We start from the raw sequence: 16,344 nt of genomic DNA on the forward strand, positions 1-16,344 counted from the left end.
ATAATTATCATAAAAATCAGCGTTCTATATTTATTTATTCAATTTTCGTGCCTAATCAAAACTCTGCACTCTTAGGCGTACGAGGGAAAGGAATTACGTCACGGATGTTGGTCATGCCTGTTACAAACAATACCAAACGCTCGAAACCAAGTCCAAAACCTGCGTGTGGTGCCGAACCAAATTTACGAGTTTCGAGGTACCACCAAATGTTTTCTGGGTCTATACCAACTTCTTTAGTACGAGCTAAAAGCTTTTCATAATCGTCTTCACGTTGTGAGCCTCCAATGATTTCACCAATGCCTGGAAATAATACATCCATTGCACGAACGGTTTTGCCATCTTCATCTTGCTTCATGTAAAACGCCTTAATATCCTTCGGATAATTAGTCAAAATCACTGGTTTTTTGAAGTGTTTTTCTACCAAATATCGCTCATGCTCCGACTGTAAATCTATGCCCCATTCAACAGGATATTGGAATTTTTTCTCTTTGTGAGGTTTTGAACGTAGCAAAATTTCAATGGCTTCGGTATAAGTCAAACGCTCAAATTTATTTTCAACTACAAATTTTAGTTTTTCTAACAAGCTCAATTCGCTACGCTCATTTTGTGGTTTGCTTTTCTCTTCTTCCAACAAACGTTTTTCTAAGAAAGCTAGATCATCAGCACAGTTTTCGAGAGCATATTTGATTACATACTGCACAAAATCTTCTGCCAAAGCCATGTTGTCTTCCAATTCGTAGAAAGCAACTTCTGGCTCAATCATCCAAAACTCTGCCAAGTGACGAGTCGTATTTGAATTTTCTGCACGGAAAGTTGGCCCAAAAGTATAAATTTTCGATAAAGCTAAAGCTCCCAATTCTCCTTCCAATTGCCCCGAAACCGTCAAACTTGTCTGACGACCAAAGAAATCTTGGCTATAATCAATGCTTCCATCTTCTGCTCTTGGAGGTTTTTCCATGTCAAAATTTGTTACATGAAACATTTCACCTGCACCTTCGGCATCAGAAGCAGTGATGATTGGCGTATGCAAATAAAAGAAACCGTTGTCGTTATAATATTTATGAACAGCATAAGCCAAGGCATGACGAATGCGGAAAATTGCTCCAAAAGTATTGGTACGGAAGCGTAAATGGGCTTTTTCACGCAAAAACTCCATCGAATGCTTCTTTGGTTGCATCGGGAAAGTTTCGTCGGCTGTACCGTAAACTACGATTTTTTCAGCTTTTACTTCAACTGCTTGTCCGCTCCCCATCGAAGCGATAAGTTTGCCTGTTACAGCTACACAAGCCCCAGTTGAGACTAATTTTAAAGTTTCCTCATCAATTGCTCCACCTTCGGCAACTGCCTGAATATTATGTATCGTTGAGCCATCATTAATGGCAATAAAAGTGACGGCTGCTTGTCCACGTTTGGTACGTACCCAACCTTTTACAGTTACTTCTTGTTCGCTTGGCGTTTGCTTCAGTAATTCCTTGATTTGCATAATTCTCTCTTGATTCTTGAATTGAACTGCAAAAATAGAAATAAAACTCATCTAAAACTTTGATTAAGCTGATTTATCTGATTGAGCAGATTGGTTTTTATGAATTTTATATAGGAATTTAAGTATTTTTTGTACCTTAGTTTTATTAAATACAAAGAATATGGTACTTGAAAGCGACGTAGAAGTTATCAAACGCAAGATTCCCGAAGAATTCATTTATGAAATCATGGATGGAAAACCTATTTATTATAAAGGTTATAAGGAAGCGATAAAAAATCATTTAACCGCAGAAGAAATTATGGGGTGCGGTTCATTACAAGCAGAATTAATCAATTTTATTCTTGAAATTATTTATCGTTCATACGACCGAACAAAATACCGAGTTCATACCAATGAATCTGGCTTGCAATTAGGGTATAAAGATACTCTTGCTGGAGATATTCTAATTTATGATAAAGCTGTTTTAACTGCCGATAAAATCACGACTAAATATTCTAATGTTCCACCAAAATATATTATTGAAATAGACACCAATGCTGATTTGAGTGAAAGTAGTTTTATAGACTATTTTACCCGAAAAACCGAAAAACTTTTTGAATTTGGCACAGAAAAAGTCTTTTGGATAATTACAGCTTCTCAAAAAGTAATTATTGCACAACCCAACGAAGATTGGTTAATAAAAACTTGGCACAAAGAAATCGAGCTTTTTGATGGAATTAGCGTCAATATTGGTAAATATCTTGAAGATGAAGGCATAAAAGTTTCATAAAATCAAACGATATATCTATTAAAAAAGGTTAAGCTTCATTGCTTGACCTTTTTTGTTTAATTTTGCAGAAAAAATAAAAAAATTTGTGGATGAATGCCATTCATCATTCATCATTCATCATTCATCATTCATATAAATGGCACTTAGCGAACAAGAAATACTACGCCGTCAGAAAAGACAAGACTTAATGGCAATGGGAATTGACCCCTACCCTGCCGAATTATTTGAGGTAAATGTAACGGCCGCTGATATTGAAAAAAACTACGAAAATAACAAGATTGACTACAAAAACGTATCAATTGCAGGGCGTTTGATGAGTTTCCGAATCATGGGAAGTGCGTCATTTGTTGAGTTACAAGACTCAACTGGACGTATTCAATTGTACTTCCGCCGTGACGATTTATGTCCTGGCGAAGATAAAACTTTATATAATACTGTTTTCAAAAAGTTGCTTGATATTGGCGATATTATTGGTGTAAAAGGATATGTTTTCACAACTCAAACGGGTGAAACTTCGATTCATGTAACTGAATTTAAGATTTTAAATAAATCGCTTCGTCCACTTCCAATTGTAAAAGAAGTTGATGGCAAAACTTATGACGCTTTCTCTGACCCAGAGCAACGCTATCGCCAACGTTACGTAGATTTAATTGTCAATCCGCATGTAAAAGAGGTTTTTGTAAAAAGAGCAAAAATCATCAGTACGATGCGTAGAATGTTCGACGATAAAGGTTGGTTAGAAGTAGAAACGCCAATACTTCAACCAATTCATGGTGGTGCAGCCGCTCGGCCATTTGCCACACACCACAATACGCTTGATATGCCTTTGTATATGCGTATTGCCAACGAATTGTACCTAAAACGCCTCATCGTAGGAGGTTTTGAAGGAGTTTATGAGTTTGGCAAAATGTTCCGTAACGAGGGAATGGACAGAACGCATAATCCAGAATTTACCTCATTAGAATTCTACGTGGCCTACAAAGACTACGAATGGATGATGGGAATTACAGAAGAGATTTTTGAGAAAGTAGCAATGGCGGTTCATGGTTCAACTACCTTTAAATTGGGTGAAAATGAATTGAATTTTGCGGGACCATTTGCTCGTTTGAGCATTTTAGAAGCCATCGAAAAATATACTGGCGTAAACTTAGCCAATTTGAGTGAAGAAGAAACTCGTGCTTATTGCCGTCAGTGGGGCATGGAAATTGACGACACAATGGGCAAAGCCAAATTAATTGATGAAATTTTTGGAGAAAAAGTAGAATCAAATTTGATACAACCGACTTTCATTATTGATTACCCAGTTGAAATGTCGCCTTTGACTAAAAAACATCGTTCAAAACCAGGTTTAGTTGAACGTTTTGAGCTATTTGTCAATGGAAAAGAGGTGGCGAATGCTTACTCAGAGCTAAACGACCCAATTGACCAACGTGAGCGTTTTGAGGAACAAGCAAGATTGGCCGAGCGTGGAGATGACGAAGCAATGGCCATGGACGAAGATTTTATTCGCTCACTCGAATACGGAATGCCTCCAACCGCAGGAATTGGCATCGGCATCGACCGTTTGACAATGATGCTAACCGACAATGTGAGTATTCAAGAAGTGCTTTTCTTCCCACAAATGCGACCAGAAAAGAAACAAGAACTTTCACAAGAAGCTGATTATGAAGCCATTGGTATTCCAGCAGTTTGGGTACCAGCCTTACAAAAAATGGGTTTTGTAATGGTTAGTCAATTGAAAGAAGCAAACGCTAATAAAATCTTCAATGATTTGGGAGGTATGAGAAAGAAATTGAAAATTGACGAAAAAATGCCAAGTAAAGAGGAAGTTGAGGCTTGGGTAAAGTAATTTTTAAAATAATCAACTTAGAAAAGCGGAATATAAAAATTCCGCTTTTTTTATTAAGCGGTCATATTGCTTTCCGATTTATCTCGTTAAATTTGTCAAACCCAAATATGGAATTCCTATAAAGAAATTCTTGAAGTTAATCAAAAAACATTGGCAATCACCTTCAAAATTTTGGTTGATGCTTGCAAAAAATAAGCTTTTAATATACATTTTCACCTATAAACCCACTATAATGATAAAGTACCCATTCAAATCTCAACTATTTTTATTCGTAATTATTGCTTGTATTTCTTGCAGTTGTCTTGTACCTGAAAAACCCAAAACAGCCTATGTTGATTCTACCAATATAAACCTTACCCCAAGTATTGATAGTGTACTTGCCAATCAATTAGGTGCTGATGATTATGGAATGAAAACTTATGTAATGGCATTTTTGAAAAAAGGGCGAAAACGTTGGATGATTGACTCAGTTACTGCTAATAAGCTCCAAAAAGCCCACATGGAAAATATTGGACGATTAGCCAATGAAGGTAAATTAGTCGTTGCAGGGCCTTTTGAAGACAATACTGATTTAAGGGGAATTTATATTTTTGATGTAAGAACAATCGAAGAAGCACAGAAATTGTGTGAAACTGATCCAGCCATTCAGGCGGAATCTTTAGCAATGGAATTACATCCTTGGTATGGGTCTGCGGCTCTCATGAAAACGGTAGAAATTCATAAGACAATTGCTAAAAAGAGTTTTTAAAGCCGATCGACGACAGACAACAGTCCAAAGTTTATATTTCAAAAATCAATCAAAATGGTAAAAAAAGCACTAAAACACCTTATTTTTTGCTTAATTTTATTCAATTTTCAAGTATTTGGGCAAAAATTAAAAATCGTTGAGAAACCTATTATTTGGGATTCTACTCGTCGGGCTTTATCCTTAGAATATATGAAAAATCGGCATGGGATTGAGCAAAAAGAGCCAACTATTCGGCCAAAAATGGTTGTTTGTCATTGGACAGCCATTCCAACTTTTGAACAATCATTTTTTGCCTTTAATACGCCTATTTTGCCCAATGCTCGTCCTGAACTAAAAAATGCCAGTCTCTTAAATGTCTCGGCTCATTACTTAGTTGATAGAGATGGGACGGTGTATCATTTATTGCCCGATACAATTTTTGCCCGACATGTAATTGGACTAAACTATTGTGCAATAGGTATTGAGAATGTGGGTGATGGAACAGACAACAAACTAACCGAAGCTCAGTTTGAAGCCAATTATTTGTTAATCAAGCAATTACGAAAAAAACATAAAATCGAATATTTGATTGGACATCACGAATATACCAAATTTCGTGGCTCAAGTCTTTGGAAAGAAACCGACTCAACTTACCAAACTACTAAAAGTGACCCAGGTGATGAATTTATGAATCGTCTTCGAGAAAAATTCAAAAAACTAAAAAAAGAGCCTACACCGTAAAACAATTTCCCAAATTGTTAAAACCAAACAATTCCTCACTAAAAGTGTTCATAGATTAACACTCAACAATCAAACAAAATGAATATTTTAATCACAGGTGGCACAGGAATGATTGGGCATCGGTTGACAGAGCTGCTTTTGCAAAAGGGCCATAAAGTAGTTTATCTCAGTCGTAGGAAAGAAAACATTGCCAATGTAGCAATTTATCAATGGGATATTCAGAAAGGCTTTATCGAAGCGGGTGCATTGGAAAATGCCGACTATATTATTCATTTGGCAGGAGCAGGAATTGCCGACAAACGATGGTCAAATGAGCGAAAACAGGAAATAATCAATTCAAGAATTCAACCTATTGAACTGATAAATAAGTATTTGAAAGAAAGAAACATTCAATTAAAAGGCTTTGTTTCTGCCTCTGCCATTGGCTATTATGGTGGTGATACTGGCGAAACAAAATTAGATGAAAATAGTCCAGCTGGGAATGATTTTTTAGCAGAATGCACTCAACTTTGGGAATCAACTGCCAAAAAAATCAGTTCAGCCGAACGCATTATTAGAATCAGAATTGGTATTGTTTTGAGCGAAAAAGGTGGAGCATTACCCAAATTAGTGCAACCTATTCGATTCGGTTTTGGTGCGGCTTTAGGCAGTGGCAAGCAATTTATGTCATGGATTCATATTGATGACCTATGCGAAATTTTCATCAAAGCCATCGAAGATAAAACCATGCACGGAGCATATAATGCGGTTTCGCCAAACCCTGTTCGCAATCAGGAAATGACAAGTGTAGCAGCAAACGTGCTGAAAAAACCACTTTGGTTGCCAAATATACCAAGCTTTATATTAAAATTAGTTTTCGGAGAAATGGGAATTGTCGTAACTGGTGGTAACTTTGTGCAGAACAAAAGGCTTTCGCAAGAAAGCAATTTCAAGTATAAATTTACTAACATTAAAGAGGCATTGAAAGATTTGTTAGAAAAGTAGTCAGCAGTCCAGAAACGGCTGACGACTGTATTTTTTTTTAACTCAGAATTCAGAACTCAGCACTCAGAACTCAATATGTCTTCCATCTTTTCAAAAATCGTTGCAGGTGAAATTCCTTGCCATAAAATAGCGGAAACCGAGCAGTTTTTAGCTTTTCTTGATGTTTTTCCATGTGCTACAGGTCATACGCTTGTCATACCAAAGAAAGAAATTGACTATTTATTTGACCTCGATGATGAACTTTATGCAGGTTTAATGGCATTTGCTAAGCAAATTGAGCCTGCGATTCGTCAAGCTGTACCTTGCAAGCGGGTGGGTGTTGCTGTTGTTGGCTTGGAAGTTCCGCACGCTCATGTTCATTTAATTCCGATGAATAGCATGAGTGATATGAATTTCAATAATAAACTAAAATTTTCACAAGAAGAATTGGCGGAAACTGCTGCTAAAATCAGAAGTTTTTTGAAGTAAATATGAAATTAATCTTTGAGGTAATTATCTGCATTTTGCCAATTTTCTTGGCTTTAAGACTTATTTTTTGGGTGAGAAAACACAATAGAGTTTCAGACTTTATGAAAACCATGATACCAGTGATGATAAGTTGTATTATATTTCTTTCTCTGAGTGTTAGTCTGCATCATTTTTCAAATTTCAGCATCGACCAAGCCTCTAATTGGAGTGTAGGAATGTTACCTATTTTGCAAATCATTCTATCAGGAGTTATATACGGTATTTCTTTGTTTTTGAAGAATCGGTATGGGTGAGGTTTTGGCTTACTTAAAATGCTGTTATTTAGAAAGGTTACATAGATTAATTTAACAAAATCAACTCAACATGAAACTTTTTAAATTGTTTATTATTAAATTTACTGATCTTCAAAGAAATCTTCGTCAAGTTGTTTTATTTCATAAGTTGCTTTTATTTGAATTCCAACATTATATTCGTGCATCAAGTCAACTAATTTATTTCCATCTATAAGAATGATTTTATGGTGAGCATTTTTGGCCTTTTCAATCGCACCATTATCAAATAATGAAGTCGTTACAAACACTCCTTTATTTGTATCACCACTCATTGCTCCGATAAAATTTCTAATATCTTTTTCTCTAACTTTATTTTCATTGAATCTCTTTGCTTGAATATATATTTTATCTAATCCTAATTTGTCTTCATTTATTATACCATCAATCCCCCCATCACCAGATTTTGAAGTTTCAATAAATTCTCCATATCCCATTTTTTTGAGTAAGATTAAAATCACTTTCTCAAAGAAATAAGGGTCTATTTTTTTTAGCTTTTCCAGCAACTCACTTTTTACCTCTCTTTCAATTTGAGAAAAACCTTTATCAATTAAATCTTGCGGTGATGAATTTACAATATCTTTAAAGGTTACTTTATCTGAATTACCTTTTGATATTTCATCAGAGTAAAAATTTAAAATTCCTGAATCTTCCACAGCATTTTTTAAAGTTAGTTCTGATTTTTGTTTCAGCCCTTTTTCTGTTATCCTAACATTGCCTCTTTCAGGATAAAAAATATACCCCCCTTTCTTTAAATAAGATTTTCCCCAAGCAATACGATTATTAATTAGTATTTCACCTGTTTTTGTCTTCTCCAATAATTGTTCTTCACTCAGATGAGAAAAATATTTTTTTATTACCAAGCTTTGTAATACTCTTGTATGAATTGTTTCTCCATTACTCAAAACTTCGAGAATTGGATTAAAGGTCTCATGAAATTTGGGTATCTCTAAATTCATTTTTAATTTCTTAAAAGTTATAGTTCTATTTTTATTATGCCGTTGTCAGTGTCCTCACTGACAACAACCATTCATTTAATCATCTATCTTGCCAATGGGTTAAAAACATAAATTCATCTACACCTGTTGCATAAAACTTAGCTGATGAGTAATGGTATTTTTCGGGTGTTTCGGCTAACTTCCATCTGTCTTGGAGGGGGTTATTATGAATATAATTAAGCTTCTGAACCAATGTTTCTTCTTTATTCAAAACAAAAGGCAAACTATTTCTTTGCCAAAAATGGTGTATTCTGGTACTTGATTCTACAATAAAAAAAGGTAAAATTTGTGGATGGTTGTCTCGTAAATCTTCTAAAAATTGATGCCCTGTATATTTCATTAGGCTTGCGTGGGGCATTTCTTTCCCATTTTTGGCAAGCATTTCCCATATTAAGTGGATGTGGTTCGGCATTATTACAAAACCATAAACTTTTATTTTCTTTTTATCAACTAAATGCTTCAAGCTATCAATGATGATTTGTTTATATTTATCGGGTTCGAGTAATTTCTTCCAGTTTAGGATAGTTGCTGTATAAAAATAAACATAGCCGATTTCCATTGCTGCAAATTGCATAACCGTTTTTGTTTTGGATTATTAATTTGTTGATTGTCAGTGAGGACACTGACAATGGCAAATGCGGTTCATTCCCTTTGTCATCGCTCAGGCAATGAATTATATCAATTTTTTCTTCAAAACCTCAAATTCTTTCTTCAAAGAAGCATTTTTATATAAAATTTGGTAGGCAAAATTAGTGATAGGCATGGGTACTTCGAACCGCTGCATCATTTCATATATACACTTTACTGCATAATAACCTTCGGCAATCATATTCATTTCCAACTGAGCAGCTTGTACACTGTAGCCTCGGCCAATCATGTTTCCAAAAGTGCGATTGCGGCTAAATTGCGAGTAAGCTGTTACCAGTAAATCGCCCAGATACGCCGATGCACTCAAATCTCGCTCCATTGGGGCAATCACATCAACTACACGCTTTATTTCTTGCATGGCGTTAGAAACCATCACAGCTTGAAAATTATCTCCGCCACCTAAGCCGTGGGTAATTCCACAAGACAATGCTACAATATTTTTCATTACTGCGGCATATTCTACGCCATAAATATCTACTAAAGGCGATGTACTGACATAACGGCAACGCATCAAATTGGCAAAGTCATTGGCCAAATCCATATTTGCTGAGGCAATTGTCAGGTATGATTGCTTTTCTAAAGCTACTTCTTCGGCATGGCAAGGGCCAGCAATAATACCCATATTTTGGTGTGAAACTTGGTAATTGTCAGCGAGCCAATCGGTAATTAATTGATTGCTTTCTGGAATCATTCCTTTGACTGCCGAAATGATTTTTTTCTCCTCCAAATTAGATTTAGAAATGCTTTTAAGTGCATCAGATACAAAAGCAGCTGGTACTGCCAACACAACCCAGTCTGTTCCACGAAGAGCTTCTTTGAGGTTGGTATAAGGTTTGACTTTAGAAGGATGAATCTCGACACTGCTCAAATAGTTTCGGTTGTGGTGATGTTTTTTTATATGTTCGGCATCTTCTACACTTCTCATCCACCATTTAATCTGCACATTTCCTTCACATAAAATTTTTGTGATGGCTGTTGCCCAACTTCCTCCGCCAATAACTGTAATTTTCATAAATCCTCAATGCTTTCTATCTGTTGATGCTATACTTTAATTACGCTAAGTAAATTAAAAGAGCTGAATAAAAAAAGAGCTTGCCTTTCGACAAACTCTTTTTTATACTTTTATGACCGTTACTACGAAATATTAGGGTCAGCCTTATCTTTCAATTTAGATAGTTATCGTGAACTAATAATTAATCATTCACCATTAAACTACTCTTTCTTTTTTTCGTCTTTTTTCTCTACTTTCTTTATTACAATATCTCCATCTTTCAACTTTTTCGATACTGCAATAAATGGCCCTGAAACAATTTCTTCACCCTCTTTCAAGCCTTCAATTACTTCGATTGTACCAGCGGCTGTATCTGTGATTCCAGTTTTTACCTCACGCATTTTCACTTTATCTTTGTCATGTACAAAAACTACTTCTTTAGGTTTGTCTTTTTTCGCAGTTGATTTTGGCTCTTCAGTCGTAGCACCTTGATTATTAGGACCATCTCCCTCTACCTTTACTTCTTCTTTACCGCCACGAGTGGTTACAGCAGCAATTGGCACACTTTTTACACCCAATTTTTTCTCTGTAATGATATCAACGGTAGCTGTCATCCCAGGTTTGAAAGGATATACTTTTCTTGCTTTTCTATCAATTAAATCACGGTAAGATTCTGGTAAAATTTTAATTCTTACTTCAAATTCTGTTACAGCATCTGTGGCTGCTGCTGCTGCGGTTAGTGAACCCGAACCATTCGCAGTATTGGCGATTTCAGTCACTACACCTTTAAACTTTTTATTTGTCATGGCATAAGAATCCACGTCGATGATAGCTGTATCGCCTAAACTTACACGTACAATATCATTTTCATTGACATTCATACGAACTTCCATATTGTTTAAGTTGGCAATACGAAGCATTTCTGTACCTGACATTTGAGAAGTTCCAACCACACGCTCACCTAACTCGATAGCTAATTTCGATACAATGCCATTCATTGGAGCATAAACAGTTGTTTTATACAAGTTAGTTTTAGCATCTCTTAAACCTGCCTCAGCACTCTTGATATTAAAGTTGGCAGCTTCTACATTTGCTTTTGCTGATTCAATTTCTTGTTTAGCAACTTTCAAATTAGTTTCTGCTAATTCCATATCAGAAGCAGAAATTACTCTATCTTCAAACAATTTCTTTTGGCGATTATATTCTTGTTGTGCTTTTAATAATCGCACTTCGGCTTGTGCTTGTACGGATTTAGATTGCTCTGCACCTGCTTTGGTTTGATTTACCACCGCTTCCGAACGTTCTACAACTGACAAGTAGTTTTCAGGCTTGATTTTTAGTAAAAGTTGTCCTTTTTTTACAGAATCTCCTTCTTTTACATATAACCCAATGATTTCACCTGGTACATCAGGGGTAATTTTTACCTCAATTTCAGGCTGAATTTTACCTGATGCCGAAACTGTTTCGGTAATATCAGATTTACCAACCTTGACAAATTCTACTTCGGTTGGCTTTTCTTTGCCAATCCAACCTTGTGATTTTGCAACGAACAAAAATATAACAAGAAGGGCAACTACACCACCCAAAATATACCAGAGTCTATTTGATTTTTTCATTGAGAAATTTTATTAAGTCTATTGTCGATAGCCAACAGACGACTGTCATTAGTTTTTTAGAAAATATTGATAATCAATCAAAATGTCAATTACTTTTAAAAAAGTGGCTTGTTTTGATAGTAATCTAAGATTTTGATACGGAAAATATAATCGTATTTAGCTTGAATCTGATTGGTTCTTGCACGATCAAGATTTGTTTTTGAAATGCTATAATCTAAGGCATTTAACGAACCTACATTAAATCTTGCTTCTGCCGCACGAAACGATTCTTCTAATGCTCTTACTTGATTTCCTAATGCAGAATAACGTTTGGCTGAATTTGAGAGATTCACATACGCTTGGTCAATATCTTGACGAAGAAGTAAGCGGACATTTTCAGCTTGTACTTCGCTTTGTTTTTGATTAATTTGAGCAGTTGTCAGACGAAACTTAGTGCTGTAACCATTAAAAATCGGAATTCTTACACTTAAACCTAATGACGCATTTCCATTTCCTGTTAATTGTCGGAAATAAGGTATTTTTTCGCTGGTTGCACTTGATGTTGGCAAATAGCCAAATACTGGGTAACGTGTACCTGCCACATTTACATAGCCCGCCTCTGTTTCAACGATTTTTTGTGTAACACTAACCTTCTCGGCCGCAGTCGAATAAGACGAGTTGAAACCTGCACTTGCTGAAACCACTGGCATTTTCAAACCTTTCGCAATATCTACAGATTTTTGTGAAGCCTTTACTCGCATATCAGCCGCCTGAACATTGGCCAAAAAACTTTGAGCAATTTCGTAAACTTGGGCAGCCGAACTCGGATATGGTTGAATATTAGGATTTGGCACTTCAATTCTCACCACCTCTATTTCACGGTCAGCTCCTGCATTCATCAATTGTTTTAAAGTCAATTTGGCTGAAACAATGGCGTTTTCAGCGTTCACAACACTTACTTCATCATTGGCCAATTGAGCTTTGATATCATAAAGATTGGTTTCGGGTAAAGAACCTGCATTGACCAATTTTTGCGTACGTTCGAGTTGTGTTTGCGAAACTTCCATTTGCTTTTGAGCAGCCGCTAATAAATCTTGTTGCGAAAGTACATTCAGATACCCAACTACAATATTGAGTGTTATCTGATTTTTCATGTTTTGCAAATCAAGGCGAGAAGCTTCTAAATTCAATTGATTGAGAGCAATACCATTACGAGTTTGATAACCATCGAATAGCACTACTCCTGAATTCAGACCAAAACCATTTGACCCAACTGTATTGGTAATGATACCGTTGGTATATGGATTGATATTTCGACCTGAAAAAAGGTTGAAGTTTGCACCACCATTGAGTGTTGGATATTTTGCCCACTTTGATTGCTCAAGTGTGTTAATACCTTGTTCAACTTGAAGGTTATTTTGTTTGATAGAAAGATTATTCTTCAAAGCAAAATCAATGGCTTCTTGCAAAGTCACTTTTTCTCCGCCTGAGTTATTTTTACTTCCCGAAACCGCAGATGACGACGGGACGCCGCCCGACGGAACGCCGCCCGATTGTGCGAAGGCGAAACTGTTGGCAAGAAAAAGAGTTGAAAATAAAATTTTAGCTAATTTCATAAGAATTTAAGATGCTGTATTCAAAGCCCTCTTCAGATTTTGAACTTATTTGATACAACAATCTTACGAAACATTCGTATATGCTTGCTACAATAAATGGATAAACGGTTTTTTTGAAGTTTGGAGGTGCGTTAGGGTGTTTTGAAGAAATTGTTAGAGTTAACAGTTTTCAGATCTAAGCCCATAAATAAAATGTTGGCAAGATTTTGAATCTTGCCAGCATTTCCTTATTTCGATAATTCTTTAGCTCTATTCTCGGCCGCCAAAATGCCTTTAATCAAACCTTCAGAAATTTGATTTTCTTCAAAAGTTCGTAATGCGGCTTCGGTAGTTCCTCCTTTGGAGGCTACAGCTTTTATTAAATTATCAAGGCTTTGTTCGGCATTATTTATCAAATGATAAGAACCAAGCATGGTTTGTTTTACGAGCAAACTTGCCATCCCTTCATCAAATCCCATTTGCTTACCCGCCTCAATCATGTGCTTGACAATATAATAAAAATAGGCTGGACCGCTGCCGCTCAATGCCGTCACGGCATCAATCATACCTTCATCTTCTAAATAAACAGAACGACCAGTAGCATTGATTAAATTTTCAACTTTGCGGAGTTTATGAGCATCAACTTCTGGCGAAGCTGTAAACCCCGTAATGCCCATACCCAGCATGGCAGGCGTATTTGGCATGGCACGTACCACTAACTGGTGATCAAGAGCCGATTGTATTTTCGACATCGGAATACCTGCCATAATTGACAAAACAACTTGCTGCGGCTGAATCACAGCTCGGAGTTCTTCTTGTACAGAAGCAAAATCTTGCGGTTTAACCGAAAGAATAATCAACTCATAATCAGCTACTTGCGAATTGATAACACTTACAACCATGCCTTCTTTAGCTGTTCGTAAAATATCACTGCGTTCTTGACTTTTTTCGATTAAAAGTAAATCTTCTTTTTTTACTAAATCATACTGCAAAAAAGAGCGTGCAAATGCCATACCCATATTTCCGCAGCCTACAATGGCAATTTTCATTAGATAAATTTATATAATAGAGGAAAAATATTTACAAAGATTGAAAGTAAATTACAGCGAAACAAGATTTTTATAAATCGTTAGTTCATCTCCTTGTAAATTTTGTTTCTGAATAAGATCTATATTTTTAGGTAAAATAGGGGCTGAAATACCTTTTTTTAACTGGTTTTGACTCTTAAAAACCCTAATTTCATCAAAAAGCTGAATATCTATAAAACTTTGTAAGAGTTTTGTGCCACCTTCAACTATCAATGACTGAATTTTATTATTTCGTAATTCATCTAATTGAGTTGGGTTTGATAAAATAATTGTTTCTTGCGAACCATCAAACAAATGCAAATCTTTGGGCAAACGCTCATTTCTATCAACAACAATTCTTATTGGATTCCTACCTATCCATTCTCTTACATTAAGTCTTGGGTTATCGTACAAAGCTGTATTTGTGCCAACCATCATTGCATCTTCTTCACTTCGCCATTTGTGCGAAAGCTTGTGCGATAAAGCATTACTAATTTTCAATTGCTCAAAGTTTTCTCCAGCAATAAAACCATCCGCCGTTTCGGCCCATTTCAAGATAATATATGGGCGTTTTTTTTCAATAAGCGTAAAAAACCTTGCATTTAATTCTCTTCCCTTTGCTTCTAAAACCCCCGTAATAACCTCAATACCAGCATCTTGCAGTTTTTCAATTCCTTTTCCTGCTACTAATGGAAATGGGTCAAAATTACAAATCACTACTTTTTTTACTTGATGTTTCACCAATAAATCGGCACAAGGTGGCGTTTTTCCAAAATGTGAACAAGGCTCAAGTGTTACATAAACTGTTGCTGTTGATAGTAATGATTTATCTTTAACAGAATTTACCGCATTTACTTCGGCATGCCAATCTCCATATTTTCGATGCCAGCCTTCGCCAATAATTTTGTCGTCATGCACAATTACACAACCAACCATTGGATTAGGGCTTACATTTCCTCGACCAATTTCAGCCAATTGTAAGGCACGGAGCATGTATTTTTCGTCGGTATTCAATGATAGAATTAGTGAATGAGTGATTTAGTGAATATTTTTGCAAAAAATGTGGGGCGGACATCCTGTTCGCCGAAATACAATTTGCAATAAAAAAAATATTTATGCAATCCAGCAAAAAACTATTTGATGATTTGCTCCAACAAATTACGGTGTACGAAGCTCAAGAAGCAAAAGAAATTGTTTTTTGGTTAATGGAATTTTATTTAGGCTTGAAGAAAATTGAAATTCTGAGTGATAAATTAGCCGAGAAGCAGGTAAACTGGACAAATATTATTGAAAGGTTAAATTCCCACGAACCCATTCAATATATTTTAGGCGAAACAGATTTTTATGGAAGAAAATTTTTGGTAAATGATTCTGTCCTAATTCCACGACCTGAAACCGAAGAATTGGTACAATTGGTCATTGAAAATAGTCAACAGTCCACAGTCCATGGTCCACAGTTAAAAGTCAGCAGTCGGCAGTCCGTTGTCGGCGAAAAAGCACTCAGTACTCAGAACTCTAAACCGCACGGCGGACCGTTCAGAACTCTTTTAGACATTGGCACTGGAAGTGGCTGTATTGCTATTTCTTTGGCAAAAGAATTGCCTAATTTTCAAGTTTTTGCGTATGATATTTCAGAAAAAGCTCTCGAAACGGCACAAAAAAATGCCGAATTAAATAATGCAAATGTGATTTTTGAAAAAGTTGATATTCTCCATTCTCCATTATCCATTATCCATTATCCATTATCCATTATAGTAAGTAATCCGCCTTATGTTACGAAGAAAGAAATTGAGTTGATGCGAAAAAACGTCATTGATTTTGAGCCACATTTAGCACTTTTCGTAGAAAACAATGACCCTTTGGTTTTCTATAAAGCTATCGCTAATTTTGCTTATAATAATCTGACTATCAACGGTTTAGTAGCTGTCGAAATAAACGAATCATTAGGCAAAGAAACCGCAGAAATATTTATTAAAAAAGGGTTTTCAGATGTAGTTATTGTAAAGGATATTCATCAAAAAGAAAGGTTTGTGAAAGCAAGGCTTAGTAAAAAGATTTAGATAAGGAATGAGAGTTTTGATGGTTTTTGCTAACTTCACG

General features: G+C 35.8%; 16 protein-coding genes. 8 read left to right on the plus strand and 8 right to left on the minus strand.

All coding sequences use genetic code 11. From position 1 onward, the window contains the following. Window positions 1–55: 55 nt before the first annotated feature. Window positions 56–1,483 (minus strand): asparagine--tRNA ligase, encoded by a 1,428-nt coding sequence (asnS, locus tag ACQUQZ_RS20520; RefSeq protein ID WP_435356959.1) that lies wholly within the window; start codon window positions 1,481–1,483, stop codon window positions 56–58. 160 nt (window positions 1,484–1,643) lie between these two features. Here asnS and ACQUQZ_RS20525 point away from each other — a divergent pair, with 160 nt between their 5' ends. The 7 genes from ACQUQZ_RS20525 (at window position 1,644) to ACQUQZ_RS20555 (ending at window position 7,314) form a co-directional block, all read left to right on the plus strand. Next, entirely contained in the window at window positions 1,644–2,252 is a 609-nt protein-coding gene (locus ACQUQZ_RS20525) for a Uma2 family endonuclease (RefSeq protein ID WP_435356960.1), read from the plus strand. A 136-nt stretch (window positions 2,253–2,388) separates the two neighbouring features. Then, window positions 2,389–4,101, plus strand: a complete 1,713-nt coding sequence (lysS, locus tag ACQUQZ_RS20530; protein WP_435356961.1) for a lysine--tRNA ligase — start codon at window positions 2,389–2,391, stop codon at window positions 4,099–4,101. A gap of 232 nt (window positions 4,102–4,333) precedes the next feature. Continuing rightward, window positions 4,334–4,849 carry a YciI family protein gene (locus ACQUQZ_RS20535; protein ID WP_435356962.1) on the plus strand — a complete coding sequence of 172 codons (516 nt, stop codon included), beginning with the start codon at window positions 4,334–4,336 and terminating at the stop codon, window positions 4,847–4,849. Window positions 4,850–4,903: 54 nt separating this feature from the next. After that, window positions 4,904–5,569 (plus strand): peptidoglycan recognition protein family protein, encoded by a 666-nt coding sequence (locus tag ACQUQZ_RS20540; RefSeq protein ID WP_435356963.1) that lies wholly within the window; start codon window positions 4,904–4,906, stop codon window positions 5,567–5,569. 78 nt (window positions 5,570–5,647) lie between these two features. Further along, window positions 5,648–6,553: a TIGR01777 family oxidoreductase gene (locus tag ACQUQZ_RS20545; RefSeq protein ID WP_435356964.1), complete on the plus strand. Its 906-nt coding sequence runs from the start codon at window positions 5,648–5,650 to the stop codon at window positions 6,551–6,553. Between the two features lie 75 nt (window positions 6,554–6,628). Continuing rightward, entirely contained in the window at window positions 6,629–7,021 is a 393-nt protein-coding gene (locus ACQUQZ_RS20550; protein WP_435356965.1) for an HIT family protein, read from the plus strand. 2 nt (window positions 7,022–7,023) lie between these two features. Then, a complete protein-coding gene (locus ACQUQZ_RS20555; RefSeq protein ID WP_435356966.1) occupies window positions 7,024–7,314 on the plus strand; it encodes a hypothetical protein in 291 nt (96 codons plus the stop codon). A gap of 101 nt (window positions 7,315–7,415) precedes the next feature. Here ACQUQZ_RS20555 and ACQUQZ_RS20560 read toward each other — a convergent pair whose 3' ends face one another. The 7 genes from ACQUQZ_RS20560 to ribD form a co-directional block, all read right to left on the minus strand. Continuing rightward, window positions 7,416–8,309: a restriction endonuclease gene (locus ACQUQZ_RS20560; RefSeq protein ID WP_435356967.1), complete on the minus strand. Its 894-nt coding sequence runs from the start codon at window positions 8,307–8,309 to the stop codon at window positions 7,416–7,418. Between the two features lie 79 nt (window positions 8,310–8,388). Beyond that, on the minus strand, window positions 8,389–8,922 hold the full coding sequence (locus tag ACQUQZ_RS20565; RefSeq protein ID WP_435356968.1) for a transposase: 534 nt from the start codon (window positions 8,920–8,922) through the stop codon (window positions 8,389–8,391). A gap of 99 nt (window positions 8,923–9,021) precedes the next feature. Then, window positions 9,022–10,008: an NAD(P)H-dependent glycerol-3-phosphate dehydrogenase gene (locus tag ACQUQZ_RS20570; protein ID WP_435356969.1), complete on the minus strand. Its 987-nt coding sequence runs from the start codon at window positions 10,006–10,008 to the stop codon at window positions 9,022–9,024. Window positions 10,009–10,208: 200 nt separating this feature from the next. Further along, a complete protein-coding gene (locus tag ACQUQZ_RS20575) occupies window positions 10,209–11,603 on the minus strand; it encodes an efflux RND transporter periplasmic adaptor subunit (RefSeq protein WP_435356970.1) in 1,395 nt (464 codons plus the stop codon). 95 nt (window positions 11,604–11,698) lie between these two features. After that, window positions 11,699–13,198 (minus strand): TolC family protein, encoded by a 1,500-nt coding sequence (locus ACQUQZ_RS20580; protein ID WP_435356971.1) that lies wholly within the window; start codon window positions 13,196–13,198, stop codon window positions 11,699–11,701. Between the two features lie 227 nt (window positions 13,199–13,425). After that, complete coding sequence (proC, locus tag ACQUQZ_RS20585; protein WP_435356972.1) at window positions 13,426–14,226, minus strand: pyrroline-5-carboxylate reductase; 801 nt, start codon at window positions 14,224–14,226, stop codon at window positions 13,426–13,428. Between the two features lie 51 nt (window positions 14,227–14,277). Next, the gene (gene ribD, locus ACQUQZ_RS20590) at window positions 14,278–15,258 is read right to left on the minus strand and encodes a bifunctional diaminohydroxyphosphoribosylaminopyrimidine deaminase/5-amino-6-(5-phosphoribosylamino)uracil reductase RibD (RefSeq protein ID WP_435356973.1); all 981 of its coding nucleotides are present in this window, start codon (window positions 15,256–15,258) and stop codon (window positions 14,278–14,280) included. Window positions 15,259–15,359: 101 nt separating this feature from the next. On the opposite strand from ribD, the gene prmC reads away from it, so the two are divergent. Beyond that, window positions 15,360–16,304: a peptide chain release factor N(5)-glutamine methyltransferase gene (prmC, locus tag ACQUQZ_RS20595; RefSeq protein ID WP_435356974.1), complete on the plus strand. Its 945-nt coding sequence runs from the start codon at window positions 15,360–15,362 to the stop codon at window positions 16,302–16,304. Window positions 16,305–16,344: the final 40 nt, after the last annotated feature.

The organism is Emticicia sp. SJ17W-69, assembly GCF_051209875.1.
Classification (GTDB): Bacteria; Bacteroidota; Bacteroidia; order Cytophagales; family Spirosomataceae; genus Emticicia.

Excerpts from the sequence above, each read along its gene's own strand:
- asnS (WP_435356959.1), bottom strand. The coding sequence starts at position 1,483 with ATGCAAATCAAGGAATTACTGAAGCAAACGCCAAGCGAACAAGAAGTA.
- ACQUQZ_RS20525 (WP_435356960.1), top strand. The coding sequence starts at position 1,644 with ATGGTACTTGAAAGCGACGTAGAAGTTATCAAACGCAAGATTCCCGAA.
- lysS (WP_435356961.1), top strand. The coding sequence starts at position 2,389 with ATGGCACTTAGCGAACAAGAAATACTACGCCGTCAGAAAAGACAAGAC.
- ACQUQZ_RS20535 (WP_435356962.1), top strand. The coding sequence starts at position 4,334 with ATGATAAAGTACCCATTCAAATCTCAACTATTTTTATTCGTAATTATT.
- ACQUQZ_RS20540 (WP_435356963.1), top strand. The coding sequence starts at position 4,904 with ATGGTAAAAAAAGCACTAAAACACCTTATTTTTTGCTTAATTTTATTC.
- ACQUQZ_RS20545 (WP_435356964.1), top strand. The coding sequence starts at position 5,648 with ATGAATATTTTAATCACAGGTGGCACAGGAATGATTGGGCATCGGTTG.
- ACQUQZ_RS20550 (WP_435356965.1), top strand. The coding sequence starts at position 6,629 with ATGTCTTCCATCTTTTCAAAAATCGTTGCAGGTGAAATTCCTTGCCAT.
- ACQUQZ_RS20555 (WP_435356966.1), top strand. The coding sequence starts at position 7,024 with ATGAAATTAATCTTTGAGGTAATTATCTGCATTTTGCCAATTTTCTTG.
- ACQUQZ_RS20560 (WP_435356967.1), bottom strand. The coding sequence starts at position 8,309 with ATGAATTTAGAGATACCCAAATTTCATGAGACCTTTAATCCAATTCTC.
- ACQUQZ_RS20565 (WP_435356968.1), bottom strand. The coding sequence starts at position 8,922 with ATGCAATTTGCAGCAATGGAAATCGGCTATGTTTATTTTTATACAGCA.
- ACQUQZ_RS20570 (WP_435356969.1), bottom strand. The coding sequence starts at position 10,008 with ATGAAAATTACAGTTATTGGCGGAGGAAGTTGGGCAACAGCCATCACA.
- ACQUQZ_RS20575 (WP_435356970.1), bottom strand. The coding sequence starts at position 11,603 with ATGAAAAAATCAAATAGACTCTGGTATATTTTGGGTGGTGTAGTTGCC.
- ACQUQZ_RS20580 (WP_435356971.1), bottom strand. The coding sequence starts at position 13,198 with ATGAAATTAGCTAAAATTTTATTTTCAACTCTTTTTCTTGCCAACAGT.
- proC (WP_435356972.1), bottom strand. The coding sequence starts at position 14,226 with ATGAAAATTGCCATTGTAGGCTGCGGAAATATGGGTATGGCATTTGCA.
- prmC (WP_435356974.1), top strand. The coding sequence starts at position 15,360 with ATGCAATCCAGCAAAAAACTATTTGATGATTTGCTCCAACAAATTACG.